Below are 24899 nucleotides of genomic sequence, written 5' to 3'. Positions count from 1 at the left end.
ATGAAAAAAATACTCACATCTTTAAGCGCATTTTCTTCAGTTGGACTAACAGCAGCAACAGTTGTTGCTTGTATTCCAGCCAAATTTGCTGAAGGTCCAATTGGACAAAGAGTAGTCATCGTCACTGATGGTGGAAACATTCGGGATCGTTCTTTCAATGAAAGCGCCTGAGAAGGTGTCATTGAATATGGTGCTCAAGTTCATCAAAATATTTATGAAGATGCTGCAAGAACAAAAAAAGTTGATGTGAAAACTAAAGAAGAAGCATTAAAATTTGATTATGCTTCGTCATTAATGGGACGACAATTCGATCCCGAACATCCTGGTGTTGATAAAGTTAAAGGTCAGACATATGATCTACCTAAAAAATATTCAAGTAACTATGTGGAAACTGCGGGTCATAATACAAATGATTTCTATGCAGGATATAAAATGGGATTATATAAAAATGCGGATGCTATTTTATTAGCCGGATTTGGACATCTTGCTTCAATTAGTAAACTAATTGAATGAATGGAAGAAGATGAAAAAACATTGGTGCTTTTAGATTCATCTGTGGATTATGATTATGTTAAAAATGCTGATGGAACTGATAAAATAGATCCAATAACTAAGAAAAAAATTCCGCAAAAAAATAAGAATGTAATTTCTGTGCAATACAATTCAGAATTAAGTGGATTTAATGCAGCATGAGATACTGCTCTTTGAGCGAACATGCCAAAAATTGACATGGCAACTGGAAGATGAGATTCAAAAGGTGGATTAAATGGAGATGCTAGTGGAAATGACAAGATTTCAATGGGGACATTTGGTGGAATTTCAGCCAAAAACTCTGTTGATAACTCAATGTGAGGTTATTTAGTAGCGATTAATTTATTTAATGACACAATGGCTGGAAAAACATATACTTTAAAAGATGCAGCGGGAGTTGCAAAAGAATTTACTCCGAAAAAAATTGATTTTGGAAATGTTGGTTCTGATAATGTCGATAAAGTTAAGGCTTCTGGAAACTCAGATCAAACATGATTCTCAAATAGTTTCGGATTAGGAGATGCTAATAAAACTGTTCTCCCTCACTTGATTGAAAACAAAACAGATATTATTATGGGTGTGGCTGGACCACAAACAAATGATATTGTGACACCTGTGGGAGCAAAATATAGTCCATTTATTGTGGGAATTGATACTGATCAAATTACTAGTGTTGGAAAAGATACTAATAGTACTGATCGTTTTATTACTTCTTCAATTAAAGGTTTAATGCCAGCGGCTGTTGAAGAATTCAAAAAAAGTAAATCTTTAAAACACATTTATAAAGATGAGAAGAAAAAAGAAATTGAATATTATGTCAATGGTAATGATATTGATGATGGACAATTAGCAGAACAAAAACCAGACTGAGTTATTTCTTCTTCAAGAGATGCCAAAGAAAAATGAGCACCTGGTAAAAACCTGGCAATTAATGCTGTTAAGTATAGTGAAGGAATTGGTGCAACTATGTTTGCAAAACTTCCAGGTATTTATGCAGCAGCGGGAAAAGCACCGGAAAATTATTTCCAACCAGCTTCAATTAAAGCGGCTACAGAAATGATTATGAAAGCGTCAGCAGATAAACCAGAAACTTGAACTATTGAGCAAAATGGAATTAGTGGTTATATGGATTATTTTCAAAAATTCATTGCATCATTAACCATAACTCCGAATGGAGGTAACTCATAATGAGCAAATATGCAGTTGAATTACAAAAAATTACCAAAACATTTTTAAATGGAACATTAGTGGCTAATGATCAAATTGATTTGAATGTGAAAAAAGGTGAAATTCATGCTTTAGTTGGTGAAAACGGAGCTGGAAAATCAACGTTGATGTCAATTCTTTTTGGGTTATATCAACCAACAAGTGGAACGATTAAAATTAATGGTAAAGAGGTGATTATTTCTAATCCGATTAAAGCAAATAAGCTAGGGATTGGAATGGTGCACCAACACTTCAAATTAGTTGAAGTGTCAACAGTTTGAGAAAATATTGCTCTTGGTGTGGAACACACCAAATCAAATATTTTATTAGATAAAAATAAAATCAAAACAGAAATTACTCAAATTATGAATGAATATAATTTACATGTTGATTTAGATGCCAAAATTCAAAATATTTCTGTCGGAATGCAACAACGTGTCGAAATTTTAAAAATTTTATATCGTAATGTGGATATTTTGGTTTTTGATGAACCAACAGCGATTTTAACCCCTGAACAAATTGAGGGATTATTAAAAGTTATGATCAATCTGCAAAAAGCAGGTAAAACAATTATTTTTATTTCTCACAAAATTGATGAAATTAAAAAAGTAGCAAATACAGCAACCGTGATTCGTCATGGTAAAAAAATCATTGATTTGGATGTAAGTAAAATTAGTGTGAGCGAAATTGGAGAAGCAATGGTTGGTCATAAAATAGTCGAAGTCAAAAACGATTATAAAAAACCAGTGAGTGATGAACCAGTTTTACAAATCTTAAACTTAACTGTGAAAAAAGAAACTAATAATAAAATTAATGGTTTAGAAACTTTTAATTTAGATGTCAAAGCCGGAGAAATCGTGGCGATTGCTGGGGTTGAAGGTAATGGTCAAAAAGAATTAATTGAAGCAATTACTGGATTAACTAAAGCAAGTTCAGGAGCGATTATTTTTAAAAACTTAAACCTATTAGAACAAAATATTGGGACAAGATACAAACTAGGAATGTCACACATTCCAGAAGATCGTCATAAATATGGAATGTTATTAGATTTTACAGTCCAAGATAATATGATTTCCCAAGAAATTGATTATTATCCATTTTCTAAATATGGTTGAATTAACAAAAAAGCAATTTATCGTTATTCACAAGGAATTATCAAAGATTTTGATATACGTGGTTCAAGACATGGTCTTGCACTTGCCAGAGGGCTATCTGGAGGGAATCAACAAAAAGTTGTTGTTGGACGTGAATTACGCAAACAACATGATCTCTTAATTGTTGTTCAACCAACACGTGGGTTAGATATTGGTGCAATTGAATATATTCATTCGCAAATTCTTCACGAAAAAGCTCAAGGTAAAGCAATCTTATTAGTTTCATATGAATTAAATGAAGTTTTAGCATTAGCTGACCGTATTGTTGTCATCAATGAAGGAAAACTCATTGGTGAATTACCAGCTCAAGGCACTAAAAAAGAAGAAATTGGTATTTTAATGACCGGAAGACAGAAAGGAGACAGTACTCATGAAATGAAAATTTAAAAGACATAGTTGATTCATCACTAGTAAAACAAAAGAAGTCATGTTTTCTAGTGAAGCTAGTCACAAAATGAAATATTTAAAAGGATCTATTTTTGCTATTTTAGCTGGATTTATCATTTCAGGTTTATTAATCTCTATTTTGAATGTTAACCCTTTCGAATATTTCTTTAGAATGTTTGATGTGGCATATAGCAAACTATACTTTAATGAATCATTTAACTGAATGGCATTCTACATTATTGGTGGATTAGCCATGGCTGTGGGATTTAAATCTGGAGTGTTCAATATTGGGGCCCCGGGACAAATTATTGCAGCAACCGGAATGTCAACTGTTGTTTTATTTAGTATTATCCCTAGAGAGCAAACACAAGTTGATGGTGGAGTTGTCTTCTTATTATTTTTAGTCTCAGTTTTGTTTGGGGCATTAATGGCATTTATTGCTGGAATTTTAAAAGCACTCTTTAACATTCATGAAGTTGTGACAACAATTCTCTTGAATTGATTTGTTTGATACTTCTTCAAATGAATTTTTACATCACAATTTGCTAATCAATTTGGTTCAAATAGTTTACCTGGAGCTTCAATGAATATTCCTTCAGGATTATTAGCAATTGGTGGTAATCAAGTGATTGCACCATTATTAATTGCTTTAGGTTGTGTGGTTATTGTTGGAATCTTATTTGCTAAAACAACTTTTGGATTTAAATTAAAAGTTGTTGGTAGCTCACCAAGTGTGGCAAAATATTCTGGAATTAATGTTAAACAAAAAATTGTTTTATCAATGGTGATTTCTGGAGCACTTGTGGGTGTGGCTAGTTTTGTTTTGATGACAACACTAAACCCGAATATCTATTTTGGAAATGATAACTTACCAGTTTATGGATTTGATATTATTGCGATTTCCTTAGTTGCATTTAATAACCCAATTGGAGTGATTGGTGTTGGCTGATTATGAGGAATTATTCAAAATGCTGGGGCACCAATCTCATCACTTTATGGAATTCCAACCCAAATTGCTGGATTGGTTTCAGGAATTATTATTTACTTTGCAGCCATTAGTGCGATCTTCATTATGTTTAATCCAATTCAACTATTGAAAATGTCTTACTACATTTTGAAATCCAAACATGAAAAGAAATTGTTATGGTTGTTGTACAAAAAGAAAACAAAAGCATTATTGCGAAAAAAATTCTTGTTCTTCACTAAAGATTACAAAGCTGCAATTCAAGAATCAACAACTAAATTTGATAAACAAATTGTCAGATTAGATTTCAAGAGTTTATATGATATGGAAATTAATCACACTAACCAAGCGATTAAAGAACTGAAAAAAACAATTTTAGACAAAAACACTATTTATGGTTTTGATGGAATTACTACTCGTAAAAATAAATCTATTAAAAATACTAATAAACAAGTAATTAAAAATATTGAGCAAATCAAATTAGCTTTACAAACATTTAAAGTTGATGTTAAAGTTAGAAAATACGAACAAGCTAACTGATTAAATATTCAAAAAAAACAAGCTAAAAAAGATTTCAAAAAAGCTTTAAAAGCAAACAAAGAATTTGAAGAAGGACAAGTTGGATATTTAAAAGGAACTTTTACATATCGTGATCAAATGCTTTCACTAAAATCAGAATTTGCTAAACAAAAATTAGTGCTTAAAGAATTGATCCAAAACTTAAAATCAGATGCAAGTATGAAAATTAATATTATTAAACATGATAATAATTTGAACCCATCTGAAAAGCGTTCATCAATTAAAACCCTGAGAGCTGAATTGCGTTTAAAACTGCAAGATGAAAGAAAGCAAATTAACATTTTACAATCAGAAGTGAATACTCAACTACAAGAGTTAAAAACGCAACATCAAGCTCAAATTGCTCATCTAGAAATGGACAAAATTCAATTAGAAACAATTCATAGAAAAGCTCAAGAAGCAAAAATTCAAATTGAAAAAACATATCAAGAAAAATTATCAAGTCTATCTCAACAAGAAATTGAGCGCAAAAACCAAATTGATATGAAGCTAAGTGACCAAAAAATTGTCGAAGCCAAGAAAGTGCTCTTGCAATTACAAAATGATTTAGCCCAATTCAACAGTGAAAGTAACGAAATTTATATTGATGCCTTTACATTATTTGATCAAGCAATTGTGAAAATGAATCAGATTTTAACAAATGAAACAATTGAAGCATATGATGCTGAAGAAAAAATGGTTGATCGAATTAAATTAGCTTTAAAAATTCGTCGTTTACAATACCATTGAATTGCTTGTTATGAAATCTTTGCTAGCAAAAAAGCAAATCAATTAGAACTAGCAAAATATCAACAAGTCATGACTAATTTAGATGCTTTAAAAGCACAAACCAAAACTGAAATTTGTGCATTAGACACTTCAAAAACTAAACACAATATTGAACAATTAGAAGCACTAATTATTGCTGAAAATATGATTTATCAAAAATTAGAAGGCTTAATTAGTGCTGAAGAAGCAAAATACTACGAAATAAAGGGGGCACAATAATATGACAAATCTTATCGCATGAACTATTGCCTTATTTATCATCTTAACTTTTGCTTCAGTCTCTGGGCTGATGTCTGAAAAAGCTGGAGTGACGAATGTGGCTGTTGAAGGCTTCATGATTATTGGGGCACTTGTTGTTTCGATAATCGGAACATTTGTAAACGAAAAAGGAGATAATAACTTATCACAATTATGAGCATTACCAATTGCTGGACTTGTAGCTGGAGTATTTGCCCTCCTGCATGCCTTCCCGTCTGTTTCACTAAGATCTAATCAAGTTGTTTCTGGGGTGGCAATTAACATCTTAGCTTTAGGAATTGGTTTATTCTTATCAACTTCTGGTTACTTTGGTGAACAATCAATGGTGATTGCTTCAAAATATGTACCAATTAACATGGATAGTGTTAAAGGGGGAGTTGTTCCTGTTGCTCTAATCTTAGCGATTGTTTTAGCAATTGGGGTGTTTATCTTCTTTAAATTCACTAAACCAGGAATGCGTTATGCGATGGTTGGTGAAAATCCTAACGCCATTGATGCTGCTGGAATTAGTGTCAAAAAATACCGTTACCTTGCTGTCTTTTCAGCTGGAGTGATTGGTGGACTTGGTGGAGGACTATTTGTGCTAACAGCTGTTGGAAATGGTAACTTTACTGGGAACATTCTAGGGTATGGTTTTTTAGGAGTTGCGATCATGATCTTTGGTCAATGAAAAATGCACTTCATTCTCCCAGGAACAATTGTTTTTGCCTTCTTGTTTGCTCTTGGTCAACAATTAGGAACTATGACAGATAATGATACTGTCAAACAAGCAGCCATCTTATTTAAAGTGTTGCCATTTGCCTTTACTATTATCGGAATGATAATTTTTTCCAAATCATCGCGAGCCCCAGCTGCTGTTGGTGTGCCATTTGATAAGGCAAAAAGATAACTGGACAAAGAAATTAAACTTTGTAAACTAAAATGAAACAAATTGCCTCGACAATTTGTTTCATTTTTTTGTATTTTTTCAATGAGTTTTTAATGACTTTTTGATCTGGTTTTTGAAACTAAAAAATTTGTTTCCATTCTTTTTTAGAATAATGGAAATTTTTGTTTTTTTGCTTTTCAAAAGCCTACTTACTATATATAATGAATTTCGACTTAATTACAAACAAGAATTAAGAGAAAAAAAATTTATTAGAAAAATGGAAATGTGGATAAAATTTTCCATTTTTCAAAACGAAGGAAGGACAATGAAAAAATTAATAACTGGTCTCAGTTTATTTGTTTCATTAGGGGTAACAACAGCAACTGTTGTCAGTTGCATTCCTGCTAAATTTGCAGAAGGTTTAGTTGGGCAAAGGATTGTTTTTATCACTGATGGTGGAAATATTCGGGACAAATCATTTAATGAAAGTGGATGAGATAGCATTATTCAATATGGTGCACAAATCCACCAAAATTTATATCAAAATAATAATCGCCAAGAAGGTGATAAAGTGACTTTTACTGAAGATCAAAAAGACAAAGCCCAAAGCTTTGATTACGCATCTTCTTGAGCTGGGAGAGAATTTAGATTGGATCAGCCAATGGTTGATCCAAGCAAAAGTGAAAGTTGGGAACCGGCTAAAAAAGCATCAAGTAATTATGTGGAAACAGCTGGGCATGCGATGACTGATTACTATGCTAGTTACAAAATGGGATTATACAAAAAAGCTGATGCAATTTTAATTGCTGGGTTTGCTCATGCTGGTTCGGTCAACAAATTAATCAAGTGAACAGAAAAAGAAGGAAAAACTCTCATCTTTTTAGATGGTGTGATTGATTATGCTTATAAAAAAAATGCTCAACAACAATTTGAATTAGATCAAGATGGCCGTAAAATTCCAACCAAAAATAAGAACACCATTTCTGTTCAATTTGATTCAGAATTAAGTGGGTTCAATGCCGCATGAGATGCTGCACTTTGAGCAAATATGCCCAAAATTGACATGACAACTGGCCAATGAGTTCCTGGAAATCAATTAAATGGTGATGCTAGTGGAGATGGCAGAATTTCGATGGGAGCATTTGGGGGAATTTCTGCAAAAACGGCTGTTGATAATACCATTTGAGGTTATTTGGTGGCGGTTCAATTATTTAACACGATTATTGCTGGGCAAAATTTCCAATTAACAGATGCTACTGGGGTGGTAAAAAACTTTACACCACAAAAAATCCAATTTGGAAATGTTGGTAGTGATGAACTTAGTCAAGTGAAAGTGATTAATAAAGCTGATCCAACTTGATACACTCATAGTTTTAGCATCGGAGATGCTAATCGTTCTGGGCTTTTACCAAATTTAATTAAAAATCAAACTGACATTATTATGGGGGTTGCTGGACCACAAACCAATGATATTGCTAAAGAGATTACTGGTGCGACATATCGTCCATTTGTGATTGGAGTTGATACTGATCAAGTGCTAACTGTGGGAAAAGATACTAAAGCTGAAGACCGCTTTATTACTTCATCAACTAAAGGGTTAACGCAAGCAGCGTTTGCATTATTCAAAAAAAGTCGTTCTTTAAAATACATTTATAAAGATGAGAGTAAAAAAGAAATTGTCGGTTATGTTAATGGTCCAGAAATTGAAGATGGTTTTTTAGCTAAACAAGAACCAGATTGAACCATTTCTTCATCACGAGCTAGTGATGATAAATGAATGCTTGGGAAAAACTTAGCGATTAATGCTTTAGATTTTAGAAAAGGCATTGGGAAAAAGATTTTTGATCAGCTTCCTAAAGTTTATCAACAAGCTGGAGACACACCAGAACAATATATTTCGGCACATGCAATTAGCGAAGCAATTAGGATGATTATGGAAGAAAATAATGTTCCATCATCACATTGAACAATGACTAGAGATGGAATTGATGGATATGAGAGTTATTTCACAAGATTGCTAGCTTCTTTGAATAGAGCAGGAGGACAAAAATAATGAGTAAATATGCTGTAGAATTTGAAAAAATTACTAAAAGCTTTTTAAATGGGGCAATCATCGCCAATCAAAATATTGACTTGCAAATTAAAAAAGGAGAAATCCATGCTTTAGTTGGAGAGAATGGTGCTGGAAAATCAACTTTGATGTCAATCCTTTTTGGGTTGTATCAACCAACAAGTGGTGTCATTAAAATTAACGGTCAAGAAGTTGTGATCTCTAACCCAATCAAAGCGAATAAATTAGGAATTGGAATGGTTCATCAACATTTTAAATTAGTTGATGTGGCAACCGTTTGAGAAAATATTGCCCTTGGTGTAGAACACACCCGCGGAAACATCTTTTTAGATAAAAATAGAATCAAAGCTGAATTAACTGTGATTATGAATAAATATCATTTATATGTTGATTTAAATGCCAAAATTCAAGACATTTCTGTCGGGATGCAACAACGTGTTGAAATTTTAAAAATCTTATACCGTCAAGCTGATATTCTTGTTTTTGATGAACCGACTGCTGTCTTAACCCCACAACAAATTGAGGGATTGTTAAAAGTGATGTTGAATTTACAAAAAGCAGGTAAAACAATTATTTTCATTTCCCACAAAATTGATGAAATTAAAAAAGTTGCCAATACTGCAACTGTCATTCGTCATGGTAAAAAAATTATTGATTTAGATGTCAAAACAATGTCAGTTAGTGATATTGCCCAAGCAATGGTCGGACGTAAAATTGTTGAAGTTAAAAATGATTATGCACCACGATGCAGTGACCAACCGATTTTACAAATTATTAATTTGAGTGTTGGTAAAGAAACTAATCATAAAATTAATGCTTTAGAAACATTTAATCTTGATCTTTATCCTGGTGAAATTGTGGCGATTGCCGGGGTGGAAGGGAATGGTCAAAAAGAATTAGTGGAAGCTGTGACTGGTTTAATCAAAACCCAATCAGGAGCTGTTATTTTTAAAAATCTTAACTTATTAGTTGAAACGATTAAAAAACGCTATGAGCTAGGAATGTCACACATTCCTGAAGATCGTCATAAATATGGGATGCTCTTAGATTTCTCTGTTCAAGATAACATCGTATCACAAGAAATTGATCATTATCCTTTTTCTAAAAAAGGTTTAATTAATAAAAAAGCAATTACTCATTATGCCCAAGCAATCATTAAAGATTTTGATGTGCGTGGTTCAAGAAACGGAATTGCGATGGCACGTGGATTGTCTGGGGGGAACCAACAAAAAGTTGTGGTTGGGCGTGAATTACGTAAACAACATGACCTTTTAATTGTCGCCCAACCAACACGTGGATTAGATGTTGGAGCGATTGAATATATTCATGCCCAAATTCTGGCAGAAAAAGCAAAAGGCAAAGGTGTTTTATTAATTTCTTATGAACTTAATGAAATCATGGCTTTAGCTGACCGTATTGTCGTCATTAACGATGGTAAAAAAGTTGGTGAAGTAGCTGGTAAAGGTGCTAGCAAAGCTGAAATCGGTGCTTTAATGACTGGAAAACAAACGCTAGAAAAGGAGTTAAATTATGAATAAATTTAAGCAACAAAAATGATTTTTCACCTCAAAATTGAGAGATGTCACACAATCAAATGAATTCCAAAAACGTCAAAAATATTTAAAAGGATCAATTTTAGCAATTATTGCTGGATTTGTTGTATCAGGAATTTTACTCGCTACTTTAAATGTTAATCCTTTTGATTATTTCTACCGTATGTTTAATGTTGCATTTAGCGAATTATACATTTCTCAAACTTTTAATTGAATGGCCATCTTCATTGTTGGTGGTGTGGCTGTGGCAATTGGTTTTAAAACAGGAGTCTTTAACATTGGAGCTCCTGGACAAATTTTAGCAGCGACTAGTGTCTCAACAATTGTTTTGTTTAGTCTTGTTCCGAAAGACACGACTAGTGTCGAACCAAGTATGATTTTATTATTGTTCTTGGTTTCGGTGGTGTCTGGGGCGTTCATGGCTTTTATTGCCGGAATTTTAAAAGCCATGTGCAACATTCATGAAGTTGTCACAACTATTTTGCTGAACTGATTTATTTGATACTTGTTTAAATGAATCTTTGTATCTGGTTATCCAAACCAATTTGGTTCGACTTCACTACCTGGAGCATCAATGGAGATTCCGTCAGGGATGTTGAACATTGGGGAAAATGAAATTATCATCCCATTATTAATTGCAGGAGGAATTGTTGTTATTGCGACTTTATTGTTCTTAAAAACAACTTTCGGATTTAAATTAAAAGCTGTTGGTAATTCTTCAAATGCAGCGAAATATTCAGGGATTAATGTTAAGCAAAAAATTATTATAGCGATGACTATGTCAGGAGCTATTGCTGGGGTAGCGGGATTTATTTCAATGGCCACACTTAATCCCAATACATTTTTTGCGAATGACAATTTACCAACAATGGGATTTGATGTAATTGCAATTTCCTTAATTGCTTTTAATAATCCAGTCGGAATGATTTTTATCGGAGGATTGTGAGGTGTGATTCAAAATGCAGGAGCACCTATTTCATCACTTTATGGAATCCCAACACAAATTGCTGGTTTAGTCACAGGAATCATCCTTTACTTTGCAGCAATTAGTGTCATCTTTATGATGTTCAAACCTCAACAATTTTTCAAAATGTGGATTTATCTTTTAAAAGCAAAAACAGAAAGAAAAGCATTGTGATTACTTTACTGTAAAAAATATCGCTTAAGCTTGCGAAAAACTTTCATTAAATTTGATAAAGAATATCGTCAGGCTATTAAAACCACCCAAACTTTAATTGATGAAAAAATTGTGAAAATGGATTTTCAAGGCATTATTAAATTAGAGTTAAATCAAATTAGTGCCATAATTAAGGCGTTGAAAAAACAACTGAATGAAAAAAACACAACCCAAGGTTTTGCCGGCATTAGAAATCGCTACTTAAAAAATGTACAACAAATTCATCAACAAACTAGAACAATGATTGAGGATGAAAAATTTAAATTGAACTTGTTTAAAACTGAACTTGGTGAGTATCAAAAGCAACAAATCAATTGATTAGCAATGCAAAATAAACAAGCTAAAAAAACATACAAAAAAGCAGTTAAACAAGCACAAGAATTTTATAAAGGAGAATTGGGAAATATTAGTTTTGCTTTCCAATATCGCGATCATAAAACAACTTTAAAATCTACATTAGCAAAACAGCATTTTAACATTCGTGAAAACATTATTAATTTAAAATCCAATGCTAAAATGCAAATCAATGCAACCAAACATGATCAAACATTAAGTAAAAATAGTCAATTTGATTGCATTAAAATGATTAAAAAACAATTAAAAGCACAAGTTAAAATTGAAAATATTCAAATTAAAACTTTGCAATTTGAAACCAAATTAGCTATGAGAGCTGCTAAAAAACAAGCAAGTGAGCAAATGCAATTATTAAAAAAAGAAGCAGTGAAATTAAAACAGCTTAAACAAAAATTGCTAGCAGATCAAATGGAGGCAAAAACTATTTACAAAACTTGTCTAAATCAAAATAAACAAGAAAATCACAAACGAAATCAACAAGTTGATCTGTTATTAAGTGATGAAAAAATTAATCAAGCATCTAAAATTATCATGAATTTAGAAACTGAACTTGCCCAATTCAATGTCCAAGATTTGCAAACTTACACAATGATTTTCAAAAAAATTGAACAAGCAAACAAAAAAATTAATTTACTTTTAACAAATAAAGCAATTGAGATTTATGATGCTCCGGAAAAAATGGTGGATCGTATTGAATTAGTTGTCAAATTACATCAAATGAAATATCAAGCTTTTGTTGGTTATGAAATTTTAAAAGCGCAACTAGCAATGGCATTAGAAAAACATAAATATCAAACAACTTGTCGAAATTTAAAACTTTTAAAACAAGAAACTAAGCAAAAATTATCTGTGTTACATAAAACAAATAAACGTTGTACTTTTGAACAATTAAAAGAAATAATGCATCAAAAAGATGCTTTACATCTTAGTTTAGAAGCGACAATTCGCATTGAAGAACAAAAAAATATGGCTTTAAAGGAGGTTAAGTAAGATGATAAATTTATTTGCATTAACAATTGCGTTATTCATTGTGTTAACATTTGCCTCAGTTTCAGGTTTAATGGCAGAAAAAGCTGGTGTGACCAATATTGCTGTTGAAGGGATGATGATTATTGGGGCATTAGTTGTAGCTATCATGGGAACTATCGTCAATAAAAATGGTGATAACAACTGTTCGCAATTATGAGTCCTACCATTAGGGGGACTGGTGGCTGGAGTGTTTGCTTTCCTTCATGCCTTCCCTTCAATTACTTTAAAATCAAATCAAATTATTTCTGGAGTAGCAATTAATATTTTAGCTTTAGGGATTGCTTTATTCTTAGTTACATCAGGTTATTTTGGAGAACAAACAATGGTTATCCTTTCCAATTACACCCCAATTAATATTGATAAAGCCTGTGGAGGGATTGTGCCTATGGCATTAATTTTGGCCATCGTTTTAGGAATCGGAGTGTTCTTATTCTTTAAAATAACAAAACAAGGAATGCGTTATGCAATGGTTGGCGAAAACCCCCATGCGATTGATGCGGCAGGAATTAGTGTGCATAAATATCGTTACCTAGCAGTGTTCTTATCTGGGGTCATTGCTGGGATTGGGGGAGGACTATTCGTCCTAACAGCTGTTGGTAATGGTCAATTTACTGGTAATGTTTTAGGATATGGATTTTTAGGAATTGCCATTATGATTTTTGGACAATGAAAAATTCATTACATGATTCTAGGAGCAATTGGTTTCTCATTCTTATTTGCTCTGGGTCAAAACTTAGGGTTCTTAACCACAAGTGAAGAAATCAAAAAAATTGCCCCATTTTTTAGAGTGTTACCTTTTGGGTGTACAATTATTACAATGATTATCTTTTCTAAATCATCACGAGCACCAGCTGCTGTGGGGATTCCATTTTATAAAGACAAAAGGTAAAAACTATTACCTAAGCATTTGGATTGAATAAAAAATAATCCAAAATTAAAATCCCATTCGCGAGATGAATGGGATTTTAATTTGCTAAAATATATATATGAAAAAAATATTTAATGGTTTGAAAAACGTTTTACTTATTTCATTTTTGTTTCCTTTGATTTTTAAACAAGGCCACAAAAATTTCACTTCAATCAAAACAATGGTTGTTTTTTGAAGTGAAATTATTTTAGCGATTTGCTTGAATACTGGCATTTTTTTATATTTCTTGAAAGTTAAATCTTGAATTTGGTTATTTTCAGAATCAGCTAAATATTTATCATGAACCAATATTGTTTTTTTAATTATCAGTTTGCTGATCATGACCATCTTGTTAATCACTTGTTTAATTTATAGTTATTTAACAATGAATATCAAAGCTTGCTTTCAAATCTATAAAATTAAAATGTTAGTTTGAAAAAAACCCAAACCGACCAAAAATGCTTTTCACATTTTATTTCTTGCTCTTTTAATGGTCATTGAGCAGTTTGTTAAAACTTCACAAATTAATTATCAAATCATTAGGAATAAATGATTTGATAATTTTGAAATCACCAATTCTTCACCGCCAATGTAATGATTTTTTCAAAAAAACAAATGGAGGTTATTATGAATGAAAAAATTAAATTAGAAAATTTAACCATGATTTATCCTAACTCGGAAAAAGGAGTTTTTGATATTAATATCACAATCAAACCAGGACAAATCTTTGGTTTTATGGGTCCATCAGGATCTGGAAAAACAACATTAATTCGCATTATTCTTGGTTTTATTAAACAACAACAAGGTAATGCATTAATTAATGGTCATGAAATTTGAAACAATATTGAATTAGTCAATGGGACTATTAGTTACATTTCAGGAGAACCAATTATTCCTAATGAAGGAACAGGTTTATCTTATTTGCAATTTTATGCCAAACTAAGAGAGATTAAAGACTTAACTCGTATGTATCAATTGATTGATTATTTTGAATTAGATGCTAAATCTTTAATTAAAAAAATGTCGAAAGGAATGAAACAAAAAGTTGCGATTATTGCTTGCTTAATGGGTGATTTTGACATTTATGTTTTAGATGAGCCAACAGCTGGTTTAGACCCAGTGATGCAAGCCAAATTTTTAGAAACGATTTTAGAAATGAAAAATCAAGGTAAAACAATTATTCTTTCATCGCACATTATGGATGAAGTTGAAAAACTATGTGATCAAGTTTTAATTTTAAAAAAGGGTCACATTATGTTTAACGACACAATGCAAAGCATAGTGGAACAAAATATTAAATTAGAGAAAATCTTTTGAGAAATTTATAATGTAAAGGGGTTCAATGAAACTATCAACTACAAAAATTAATTGAACAATTGTCAAACGTTCTATTAAAAGCAATTTAAGCTTTTTAATTGTGATTACAATTTGTATTGCCATTTTATTTATTCTAGGTTTAACAGCTGAAATTGTTAAACAAGATAAAGCAACTGCTGAGAAACCTTATGGTAATACGATTGCTGGTTTTAATCAAACCGTTTATCAACCATTAGGAATTATTATTTTTGGTTTACTAGCTATTTTATTACCAACAAAACTAGTGAGCAACGAAATTGAAAATACAAGTTTAGCAATTCTAATGGTGTCGAAAAATTCTCGCTACACAATTTTATTAAGTAAATATATGGCAGTCTTTTTCACAATTTTCGGATTATTTATTTTTCAAATGATTTTCGGGATGACGCTTTTAACTAAATTTTTCAAAGTCGAAGATTATGGAAAATTTATTAATTTAAATTGAACATATTTCTTAGGAACATGAACATTAGCATCAATTAGTTTTATTTTTAATGTCTTTTGTAAAAAAAGAATGAATGCTTTATTAATTAGTGGAGGGATTTTAGTTGGATCACTAGCGATGTTTACAATTTCATTTATTTTTAACGAATATGAAGTAATTAGTAAATTTCGTTATGTTTCAGTGTTTGGTTTTTCAGACCTAGAAACAATTTTGAAAGGTGATTGAACAATGGTCTTTGCTTATTTAGTAGGTCTTCCAATTAATATTGGTTTATTGTTTGGTTCACTATTTATATTTAAAAATAAAAATTTATTACTTTAAAGCAAAAAATTATTTTCAACAAACAAAAAGCAACCAATTAACGTTGCTTTTTGTTTGTTTTCACTTTCTCATTTTCTGTTTTTTTAGAATCTAAAAGTTGTTTAGTTTTGCTGCTTTTTAAACGCTTTCCATTTTTTCAAATTATTCAATTATAAAAATTGCTAGCTCCAAAATAAATCCCTAAAATGGCAATAATTGTAATGATAAATCATGCTCATCCAGGCATTCCTAAAATATCTGGATTATGAATATCAAAAAAGAAATAAGGATATCTTGTTGTGCCAAGATTAGCATCTTGGAAACGTGTTTCACCACGAATAAGAATAAAAATAGTATAGATTGTTAAAATTAATGGACCACCTCAAAGTTTTTTCTTGACATATTTTTTGGGATTATATTGAGCTTTCATTGGATCAAAAAAGACTTGATAAATAATAAACATTCAAGGGAAAACAGCATGCAACATTCCAGAGAAAAGTAAACTTCTTATTGTTAATTTTTCGACTTGTTGAGCAGTATCTAAAAAATAAACGGGCGCTAAAATAGTCAAATAAACAAGTGAGGTCAAAGTAATAAAAGTAATCACGACTAAACTTCAATTATAAGTTAAAAAGACATGATCTCTTCTTGGTCAAATTCTTGCAAAAGCTTTTGCCAGTAATCAAATGGCTACTAAAATATTTGAATCATGAGTGAAAAAACTAAATCAATAAAAAATATAAGAACCAACTGCTGCTGAAGCAATAATGCCATCCCCTTCATAACCAAAACCAATTGTTACTCAAATCGCGCTAGTGCGATCAAATTCAGCAGTTTTTCTAAAATAATCTAAAATGTGTTCCAAATCCATTGTGGGATGTTTTTTAATATAATCATTCATCTTAGTTTGAACATCTCAAATACTTCAAATCCCATATAAAATTTGTAAAAGTAATAAAACGACAATCGCAAAACCAAGGATAGTTTCAAATCAAAACTTTCATTCTTTATGAAAGTTACGATTAATTTTATTTTTTATTGAAAACATAAAAACCCCCTCTGTTTAGTTCATTATTGCAAGCCAAATTAAATATTTGTTTTGCTTCATTTTTTTCATTTTTCATACAAAATCATTATAATATAAATATGAATTTCAAAATTAATAATAACCTAAATAAAGAAAAAGTTTTCACAGATTTAACTAAGCTAGCAAAAAAATCATATTCCCCATATTCTCATTTTCGCGTGAGTTGTATTTTATATTTAAAAAATGGCCAACAAATTTCGGGAGTAAATGTAGAAAATGCTGCTTATTCACCAAGTATTTGTGCTGAGAGGGTCGCTTTACCACAATTGATTGTTCAAGATTACACTAAACAAGACGTTGAATTAGTGGCAATTTATACAGATGCCACTGATTTCGGCTCACCTTGTGGGGTTTGTCGCCAGGTGATGATTGAATTATTAAACCCTAACCAACTAGTGTGAATTTATAGTCAAAAAGGTTATCAAGGTGAATTTATGGTTAAAGATTTTCTCCCATATGCTTTTGAACAAAATAATTTAACAAAAGTCTAGTTTTTTGTTCAAAAAAGATAGATAATTTAATTGGTACATATGCTTTATTTACCAGTATATGTACTAAATAATTAATTAAATTAGTTTGTATTCATAATGGATACATCCTTTCGATGTGTACTCCCGAAAGGGAGTTTTTTTATTATTAAAGCCCAAAAATCAACCTTTATTTTTGGGATTTAATTTAAACGGGCAATTTTATTTTCCATAATTGCTAAAAATATTTCATTTTTAGAATTTTGATACATATATTTAGCTCAATGAGCCCAAAGATAATTTTGGTATTGCATTAATTCTGTTAATTTAATTAATTCTTGATTATTTAAATTCAACAATTTTAAAAAAGTGGGATTTTGCTCTTTTTTTAATGATTCAGTCATGAAACTAGCATAATCAAATAAATAATGGTTTAAACTTACATATTCAAAATCGATTAAATACATCTGTTGATCTTTAATTAAGAAGTTTTCTGGAATTAAATCATTATGACTAACCACCGGAGAAACATCATCATAATAGTTTTTGATAATCGCATCGATTTTTGCTGTTCATGGTTTTAATTGTTCAATTACCCCAACTTTATTAGTAAATAATTCAAGAAAAGCTTGCGGATCGAAAAGTTTTAGGTCAAGTTTTTGAGCATGCAATTGTTTAATTAAGTCGATTACTTTTTCCATGCCTTGCTCATTTAAGGTTTGAATGTCTAAGGTTTTGGTATTTGGATAATAAGGCATTTGGGAAATTCAATAATTTCACTTTTTAATTATTTTAGTTGGAACTAAAATAAAAACTACATTCTGGACTTGTTGGTAAAAATGGTTTTCATTTTGACGATCAAGAAAATAATCCACTTGGCGATTGGATTTTTTAATGAATTTCTTTTTTTTAACAATAATCTTATTAGTTAATCCACTTGGTTTTATTTGATACATATAATAATTTTACAACATGATAGTTTTATTTGTTTGCTTCAACTTCTTCTCATCAACAAAATCACTAATCATTAAATCTTTTTTTATATGAAAATTTAGTCATCATATTTTATTCTGACCAAAATAAAGCACTAATTAATTGTTCAATTTTGTTCTTCATTAATTTTCAATAGATTTTTTGTTTAGTTTCATGATACATATATTTTGCTCAATGAGCTCACAAATAATCTTGATATTGCATTAATTGTTTTAATTTAACTAATTCTTGGTGAGTTAAATTTAATAACTCCACAAATTCTTGTCTTTTAGTACCAGTTAATGAATCATTGATAAAACTAGCATAGTCAAACAAGTAATGATTCAAACTCACATATTCAAAATCAATTAAAAAGATGTTTCCATCTTTAATTAAAAAGTTTTCTGGAATTAAATCATTATGACTGACAACTGGAGTAGACATAGCATAATAATTTTTAATGATTAAATTAATTTTTTTAGTTCAAGGTTTGAGTTGCTCAATGACTCCAACTTTACTTGTAAATAATTTTAAAAATGTTTGTGGATTGAAAACTTTAAGATCATATTTTTGCAAATGTAATTCTTCAATGAGACTAATAATAGTTTTCATTTTTTCAGAATTAATTCTTTTAATCGATAAGGTTTTAGTATTTGGGTAATAATGCATTTTAGAAACTCAACGATTCTTTTTCTTTACAATTTTAGTTGGGGTTAAAATAAAAGATAAATTTTGTGATTGTTGGTAAAAATTATTTTCATTTTGACGATCAAGAAAATAATCTATGGGTGCACTAGATTTTTTGACTACTTTATTTTTAATAACAAAAGTTTCATTTGTTAATCCTTCTAATTTAATCTTTTTCATACTTTGATTTTACAATAAAATAACTTTACTATGCTTTGAATGAGCTTTTAATTAACAATAAAAATAGGTGTAATGATCGACTAAAATGTGCCTTTTAATTAAATTACATTGGTGAAGACTGTTATTTGGTTTTGTTATTTTGGTTTTTTAAAACCAAAAATTCTTAACATTTGGTTAAGAATTTTTGAATGTCATAAAAATGTTTTCCACTAATTAAATGCAGTTATTTTGAAATAAAAGTTGGTTTTTTATTAATTGCTCATTCATCATGGGTATATTCATCAAACCTTTCATGATTTAAAACTGATGATACATCCCATCTTGAAATATCTTGATTAAAGGCAGCTGCTTGGGAAAACATAAAAAGCATACGCACTACTTTTGATGTATCTCAATTGGCAAGATTTTGATTAAATGCTTGAGCATTACAAAACATTCCTGCCATATTAGTTACTCTTGAAGTATCTCAATTTGATAAATCTTGATTAAATGCATGAGCATTATGAAACATATCCCCCATATTAGTTACTCTTGAAGTATCTCAGCTAGAAATATCTTGATTAAATGTTCGGGCATCCATAAACATTCCACACATATTTGCCACACTTGATGTATCTCAATTTGATAAATCCTGATTAAAAGCATGAGCATTACAAAACATTCCATACATACTTGTCACTTTACCAACATTTCAGTTAGAAATGTCTTGGTTAAATGTTCGAGCATCAAGAAACATTAAGCTCATATCAGTCACTTCTGCAGTATCTCAATTGGCAAGATCTTGATTAAATACTCAAGTATCTTTGAACATGCTACCCATATTAGTTACTTTTGATGTATCTCATTTACCAAGGTTTTGGTTAAATGCTCGGGCATCCAAAAACATTGAATTCATATTAGTTACTTGTGAAGTATCTCAGTTGGCAAGATCTTGATTAAATAAAAAGGCATTCATAAATAAAGCACTCATATCAGTGACTTGTGAAGTATCTCATTGTGAAAGATCTTGGTTGAAAGCACTCGCCTTTCAAAATAAACCACTTAGTCTAGTAATTTTTGGATTAATGGAGTTGGGAACTTTTTCTACAGTGGTTGGCATTTGGTGAGCTTGAAAATATTTATCTCACCCAATATGAATAATTTCAGTTGTTCCAGCAGGAGCTGAACCTTCGGCAATTTTATGATCTTGAGTATTGACATCTTGATAAACTGTATTGGTTAAAGTAACATCAACTGAACCAAATAATTTTTCTGAAAATGCACTTGCAGTTAAAGTTAAACCAAATTCGGTACCGACAAAATCAAATTCTGTTGGATCAATAACTTCTCCGATGCGTACCATTTTTTGTAAAGTACGAACAATTGCTTGTTTGTCGCTTTCTCCATCGTTTTTGACGATAGTTCTTAAATCCCTTAGATTGTCTGTAATAACATCTGAAATTAATTTTAAATTCATTCCTGCATTAAATGTTTTGATTGCATTTTGTAAAGTAATTAGTCCTTCATTTGCCTCGCGTGCATTTTCTGCGGTGACTAATTGTTGAGCATTATCAATTGCTGTTTTAAAAGCATCTCTTGGCTCTGAATCTCTTCTTTGTCCAATCGCTGAATCTCATAATGCATGAGCATCTTTAATTTTATTTCTCAAACTTTCAAAACATGCTTCTTCTGACTGATCAAAAGTGGTCATTGCTAAACCTAAGCTTGCTTCCATGGCATCAATAATTATTTGTTGATTAACAGCTAATCCTTTTTTAATTAGACGTTCAGCTTTTTGAATTGCTTTTTGTAAAACTGCAAAAGCTTTTGCAGTTTTACTCCCTTGTTTTTGTTGTTGAGCTTCTAAAACTTTGTTAGATAAACTTGTTAAATGAGCTGGTTGTTGGATGATTGTTTTACCTTTTTGAACAATAGTTCTTGTTTGTAATTTTGTGTCTTTATTACAAGCAATGACATTGAGAGCCATTGAACCACCAACAAGTGTCGCGCCCATAATCGTTAAGATTGATAATAATTTTTTCATTTTTTTAATTATTCCTTTGCATTTTTATTATTATTTAGTTAATGTTTCATTCAAAAAAAGAAAAATGCTGTTTATTTTAGTAAAATTATTCACTTTTAAATGGTAAAGAAATGTTAACCCACAAATAAAAATACATTATTCTTTTTCTTTGTAAAGTCATTTATTAAAAAAACCAAAACTTTTGTTTGAGAAGTTAAAAAACAACCAACATCAAATTTTATGCTTATCTTTTTGACTTTTGAGTTTATCTAAAACTTAAAAGTCAAAAATGCATCAATCTTGAAGAAATTATTTTAACTCAACCCTTATTTACCTATAAAATAATAAGTATGAATAAACAAAAAATTTGAATTGCTACCTCTAATCAAGATAAAGTCACTGAATTTAGTGTTTTTCTTGCTAACTATCAAATAAAAACACTCAATGATTTACCAGATTATCAAGAACCAGAAGAAACTGGCTTAACTTTTGTTGATAACGCGATTGAAAAAGCACGAGCACTTTCAGCATTTGTGAATGGTGTTGTGATTGCTGATGATAGTGGAATTGAGATTGAAGCGCTTAATAATTTCCCAGGGATTTATTCCAAACGTTGAGCATATCCGACAACTGATTGAGTGCAAATTAACCAAATGTTGATTGATAAAATTAATAAAGAAACTGATCAAAGCAATTGAAATGCACAAATGGTTAGTGTGATTGCCATTGTCGATGTCAAACATCAGATTATTAAAACTTTTACAGGGATTGTGCCAGGAAAAATTAGTCGCGAAGTAAAAATCACTGGTAATGGTTTTGGCTATGATTTAACCTTTATTCCCAATGGAAGTGGATTAACTTATTCAGAAATGGGAGCTGACGAGAAGAATAAGTATTCTTCTCGTCAAATTGCTAGTCAAAAATTAAAAGCTTATTTAGGAGGTCATAATGAGAAAAATTAACATTGTTTTATATGAACCAGAAATCGCTCAAAATGTCGGAGCAATTATGCGGACTTGTGTCGCAATTGATGCGCGTTTACATATTATTGAACCGCTAGGTTTTATTTATGATGATCGCCATTTAGCACGCCCAAGTGCCAACGAGCATCAATTTGTTGACGTTATTAGATATGATGATTGAAATGATTTTCTTACCAAACATCCTCACCAAAAATTGTTTTGTTTAACTAGATATGGACAAGCTCCAATTAGTGATTTTAATTTTCAAAACTTAGATGAAGAAGTTTATTTAATGTTTGGCAAAGAATCAACTGGCATTCCCAAACAAATTTTAATTGATCACATTGAGACGATTTTTAGAATTCCTATGGTTGAAGCTGCTCGCAGTATCAACATTGCAAACAGTGTGGGCATTGCTAGTTATGAAGTTTTAAGACAATGAGATTATTTAAATTTATCGAAGTTTGAAACTCAAAAAGGCCGTGATTATTTACTAAGCGGCGCATGAAAAGGAAAAGAAAAATAATGCTATTTGATCAACCTTATGAATATTGTTTAAGTGATTGTGATGGGACACTTGTTGGGAGTAATCTTGAACTGGCTAAAGAGACCCAAAAAGCAATTAAAAAATACCAAAGAATGAGTGGTTATCGTTTTGGCTTAATCACTGGTAGACATCCTTTAGCTAATTTAAAATTAGCTCATGAATTAAATGTCCAATTACCAATTGTTGCTTGTAATGGAGCTGTTGTGATGGATTTAAAGTTAAAACAAGTTTTGTTTGCTGAAAGCATTAAAAATGCTTTAGCTTTAAAATTTTTTGATGATGCAATTAAACTTGGCTTGGAAGTGACTGTTTATTCACCAACCCAAATGCTCACCACAATTCATAACCAAAGAATTAAAACTTGAGTCACATATCAAAAAAAAGTTAAAAAGAAATATCGCTGAGACATTATTCTTTTTGCTAATAATGCAGAATTACGTGCAGCCATTGCTTCAGAACAATTTGCAGTTGTGGAATTCATTTTAAGAACTAGTGGTCAACAAGAAACTTCCATTCAAAAACTTTTTACCAAATATGCTAAATTAACGCAAAATGTCCAATCATTACCACATCTTTATAATGTGACTGCAATTGGGGTGAATAAACTTTTCGGGATGCAAAAATGAGCAGAAATTGTCAAGACAGATTATAAGAAAATTATCACTTTTGGTGATAATTACAATGATCTAGAAATGATTAGTCAAGTTGAACAGGGAATTGCTGTTGGGAATGCTGTTGAAGCTTTAAAACAAGTGGCTTTTAAAGTCATTGAACCAATGAGTGAGAATGGTGTTGGCTTAGAACTAGAACGCATGATTAAAGCTAAAGAATAAATGATGATTTTAAAAAGACAATTCCCAAGAATTGTCTTTTTAAGTTTGTTAACCTTTAATTCCTTTCGAAGAAACAATTCCACGGACTAAATATTTCTTACTAAAAATAAAAACAAGGAACATTGGAATTGTTGAAACAATGGCGGCTGCCATTTTTAAATTTTGTGGATCTAATGAGCCATTGACATCTCAAATATCGCCTGTGGTTGCTGATGAAGTGACAATTTGTCATAAAATCATCGGCATTGTAATTCATTTAGAATCTTGTTTAATAATCATTGTTGGTCATAAAATAGAATTTCATGATGAGATGAAAGCAATTAAACAACAAGTGATAATTATGCCTTTAATATAAGGAATGGCAATTTTAATAAAAAATCTTCAACGGTTCATCCCATCAATTTTGGCTGAAGATTCAACACTTGGCGGAATTGAATCAAAAGCATTTTTAAATAAGAAAATAGTAAAGGCATTCCCAATAAAAGGAATGATTAAAGCTAGGGTTGAATTTTCTAAATTCAAGTGACTAGCAACAATAAATTGCCCAACCATTAATGCTTCTCCAGGAATCATTAAGGTTGCTAATAAAACGATAATGATTAATTCTTTTCAACGGGAATTAATCCGACTTAAACCATATCCACCAACTAAAGAAACAAAAATTTGGGTGATTGTGGAAATTACTGCCACTAATAAGGAAACTCCAATGGCATTCACAATGGAAGGAGCAGTTCCATTTCTCCCCCCAGTAAATAAAAATTTATAAGCTTCTAAACTTCATTGACCTGGGAGTAATTCAAACCCACCAGTAATCCCATTTTGGACTTCTTCAAAACTACGGAAAGACATGGAAATCATTCAGAAAAACGGAAAGATAAAAACGAGTGCCATAACTCCTAAAAAGATGGCGCGGGTAATTCTTCCCCCAAGCATTTGTCAAAATTTTTCCCCAGCCATTTTATTAGTGAAAGTTGCTTGTTGACGATTTTTTCTTGTAAATCATCAATTAGCGAAATGCTTGCTTTTCATTTTTAAAATGAAAAGCAAGAACAAGCATTTGAAAAAAGTGGCAAGTGATTTTTGCAGATTTTCTTTGCTAGCTCAATAACGTTGCTCATCTAAGCGATGAATCTCATCTCACAAAAGTTTTTTCTTCTCCATAAATGACAAAGTTTCTCCAACTTGTTGAGTTAAATTTTTATGCTTGGCAATAATTTGTTGTTTTGCAATTTTGTATTCTTGTTTATTCATATAA

20 protein-coding genes are annotated in these 24899 nt (G+C 30.9%); 15 read left to right on the top strand and 5 right to left on the bottom strand.

What is annotated here, in order from left to right; genetic code table 4:
* The 11 genes from P695_RS0100225 to P695_RS0100175 all read left to right on the top strand — a co-directional run bounded on the left by P695_RS0100225 (position 1) and on the right by P695_RS0100175 (position 15928).
* Positions 1-1719 (top strand): hypothetical protein, encoded by a 1719-nt coding sequence (locus P695_RS0100225; protein WP_028126336.1) that lies wholly within the window; start codon positions 1-3, stop codon positions 1717-1719.
* Positions 1719-3278, top strand: a complete 1560-nt coding sequence (locus tag P695_RS0100220; protein WP_028126335.1) for an ABC transporter ATP-binding protein — start codon at positions 1719-1721, stop codon at positions 3276-3278. Before P695_RS0100225 ends, P695_RS0100220 begins: the two co-directional genes overlap by 1 nt.
* Positions 3262-5808: an ABC transporter permease gene (locus P695_RS05170; RefSeq protein ID WP_051437253.1), complete on the top strand. Its 2547-nt coding sequence runs from the start codon at positions 3262-3264 to the stop codon at positions 5806-5808. Before P695_RS0100220 ends, P695_RS05170 begins: the two co-directional genes overlap by 17 nt.
* A gap of 1 nt (position 5809) precedes the next feature.
* On the top strand, positions 5810-6736 hold the full coding sequence (locus tag P695_RS0100210; protein WP_028126334.1) for an ABC transporter permease: 927 nt from the start codon (positions 5810-5812) through the stop codon (positions 6734-6736).
* Between the two features lie 304 nt (positions 6737-7040).
* Entirely contained in the window at positions 7041-8768 is a 1728-nt protein-coding gene (locus P695_RS0100205; RefSeq protein ID WP_028126333.1) for a type 1 periplasmic-binding domain-containing protein, read from the top strand.
* Entirely contained in the window at positions 8768-10324 is a 1557-nt protein-coding gene (locus P695_RS0100200; RefSeq protein ID WP_028126332.1) for an ABC transporter ATP-binding protein, read from the top strand. Before P695_RS0100205 ends, P695_RS0100200 begins: the two co-directional genes overlap by 1 nt.
* On the top strand, positions 10317-12860 hold the full coding sequence (locus P695_RS05785) for an ABC transporter permease (protein ID WP_028126331.1): 2544 nt from the start codon (positions 10317-10319) through the stop codon (positions 12858-12860). The genes P695_RS0100200 and P695_RS05785 overlap by 8 nt, the downstream gene beginning before the upstream one ends.
* Positions 12853-13788 carry an ABC transporter permease gene (locus tag P695_RS0100190; RefSeq protein WP_028126330.1) on the top strand — a complete coding sequence of 312 codons (936 nt, stop codon included), beginning with the start codon at positions 12853-12855 and terminating at the stop codon, positions 13786-13788. The genes P695_RS05785 and P695_RS0100190 overlap by 8 nt, the downstream gene beginning before the upstream one ends.
* Positions 13789-13885: 97 nt before the next feature.
* Positions 13886-14401: a hypothetical protein gene (locus P695_RS0100185; protein WP_028126329.1), complete on the top strand. Its 516-nt coding sequence runs from the start codon at positions 13886-13888 to the stop codon at positions 14399-14401.
* A 32-nt stretch (positions 14402-14433) separates the two neighbouring features.
* The gene (locus P695_RS05160) at positions 14434-15174 is read left to right on the top strand and encodes an ABC transporter ATP-binding protein (RefSeq protein ID WP_051437251.1); all 741 of its coding nucleotides are present in this window, start codon (positions 14434-14436) and stop codon (positions 15172-15174) included.
* Positions 15149-15928: an ABC transporter permease subunit gene (locus tag P695_RS0100175; protein ID WP_028126328.1), complete on the top strand. Its 780-nt coding sequence runs from the start codon at positions 15149-15151 to the stop codon at positions 15926-15928. Before P695_RS05160 ends, P695_RS0100175 begins: the two co-directional genes overlap by 26 nt.
* Positions 15929-15965: 37 nt before the next feature.
* On the opposite strand, the gene P695_RS0100170 is transcribed toward P695_RS0100175, so the two are convergent.
* Positions 15966-16955, bottom strand: coding sequence for a Pr6Pr family membrane protein (locus tag P695_RS0100170; RefSeq protein ID WP_028126327.1), 990 nt, complete (start codon positions 16953-16955; stop codon positions 15966-15968).
* A gap of 26 nt (positions 16956-16981) precedes the next feature.
* Between P695_RS0100170 and cdd the strand changes: the two genes are divergently transcribed.
* The gene (cdd, locus tag P695_RS0100160; protein ID WP_476756175.1) at positions 16982-17485 is read left to right on the top strand and encodes a cytidine deaminase; all 504 of its coding nucleotides are present in this window, start codon (positions 16982-16984) and stop codon (positions 17483-17485) included.
* A 179-nt stretch (positions 17486-17664) separates the two neighbouring features.
* On the opposite strand, the gene P695_RS0100155 is transcribed toward cdd, so the two are convergent.
* The 3 genes from P695_RS0100155 to P695_RS06250 all read right to left on the bottom strand — a co-directional run bounded on the left by P695_RS0100155 (position 17665) and on the right by P695_RS06250 (position 21323).
* On the bottom strand, positions 17665-18417 hold the full coding sequence (locus P695_RS0100155) for a phosphotransferase (RefSeq protein ID WP_028126325.1): 753 nt from the start codon (positions 18415-18417) through the stop codon (positions 17665-17667).
* A 109-nt stretch (positions 18418-18526) separates the two neighbouring features.
* Positions 18527-19300, bottom strand: coding sequence for a phosphotransferase (locus P695_RS0100150; protein ID WP_028126324.1), 774 nt, complete (start codon positions 19298-19300; stop codon positions 18527-18529).
* 223 nt (positions 19301-19523) lie between these two features.
* A complete protein-coding gene (locus P695_RS06250; protein ID WP_051437249.1) occupies positions 19524-21323 on the bottom strand; it encodes a BspA family leucine-rich repeat surface protein in 1800 nt (599 codons plus the stop codon).
* A gap of 329 nt (positions 21324-21652) precedes the next feature.
* Between P695_RS06250 and rdgB the strand changes: the two genes are divergently transcribed.
* The 3 genes from rdgB to P695_RS0100130 are packed head-to-tail and all read left to right on the top strand — an operon-like array spanning position 21653 to position 23644.
* Positions 21653-22264, top strand: coding sequence for an RdgB/HAM1 family non-canonical purine NTP pyrophosphatase (gene rdgB, locus P695_RS0100140; protein WP_028126323.1), 612 nt, complete (start codon positions 21653-21655; stop codon positions 22262-22264).
* Positions 22251-22790: a tRNA (cytidine(34)-2'-O)-methyltransferase gene (locus tag P695_RS0100135; RefSeq protein ID WP_035026023.1), complete on the top strand. Its 540-nt coding sequence runs from the start codon at positions 22251-22253 to the stop codon at positions 22788-22790. Before rdgB ends, P695_RS0100135 begins: the two co-directional genes overlap by 14 nt.
* A complete protein-coding gene (locus tag P695_RS0100130) occupies positions 22769-23644 on the top strand; it encodes an HAD-IIB family hydrolase (RefSeq protein WP_169728728.1) in 876 nt (291 codons plus the stop codon). Before P695_RS0100135 ends, P695_RS0100130 begins: the two co-directional genes overlap by 22 nt.
* 48 nt (positions 23645-23692) lie before the next feature.
* Here the strand turns inward: P695_RS0100130 and P695_RS0100125 are convergent, their stop codons facing one another.
* The gene (locus tag P695_RS0100125; protein ID WP_028126320.1) at positions 23693-24895 is read right to left on the bottom strand and encodes a carbohydrate ABC transporter permease; all 1203 of its coding nucleotides are present in this window, start codon (positions 24893-24895) and stop codon (positions 23693-23695) included.
* Positions 24896-24899 lie beyond the last annotated feature (4 nt).

This window comes from Williamsoniiplasma lucivorax ATCC 49196, from assembly GCF_000518285.1.
Classification (GTDB): Bacteria; Bacillota_I; Bacilli_A; order Mycoplasmatales; family Mycoplasmataceae; genus Williamsoniiplasma; species Williamsoniiplasma lucivorax.
The sequence above is the reverse complement of the archived record's forward strand: the minus strand, read 5'-3'. Positions and strand labels throughout refer to the sequence as shown.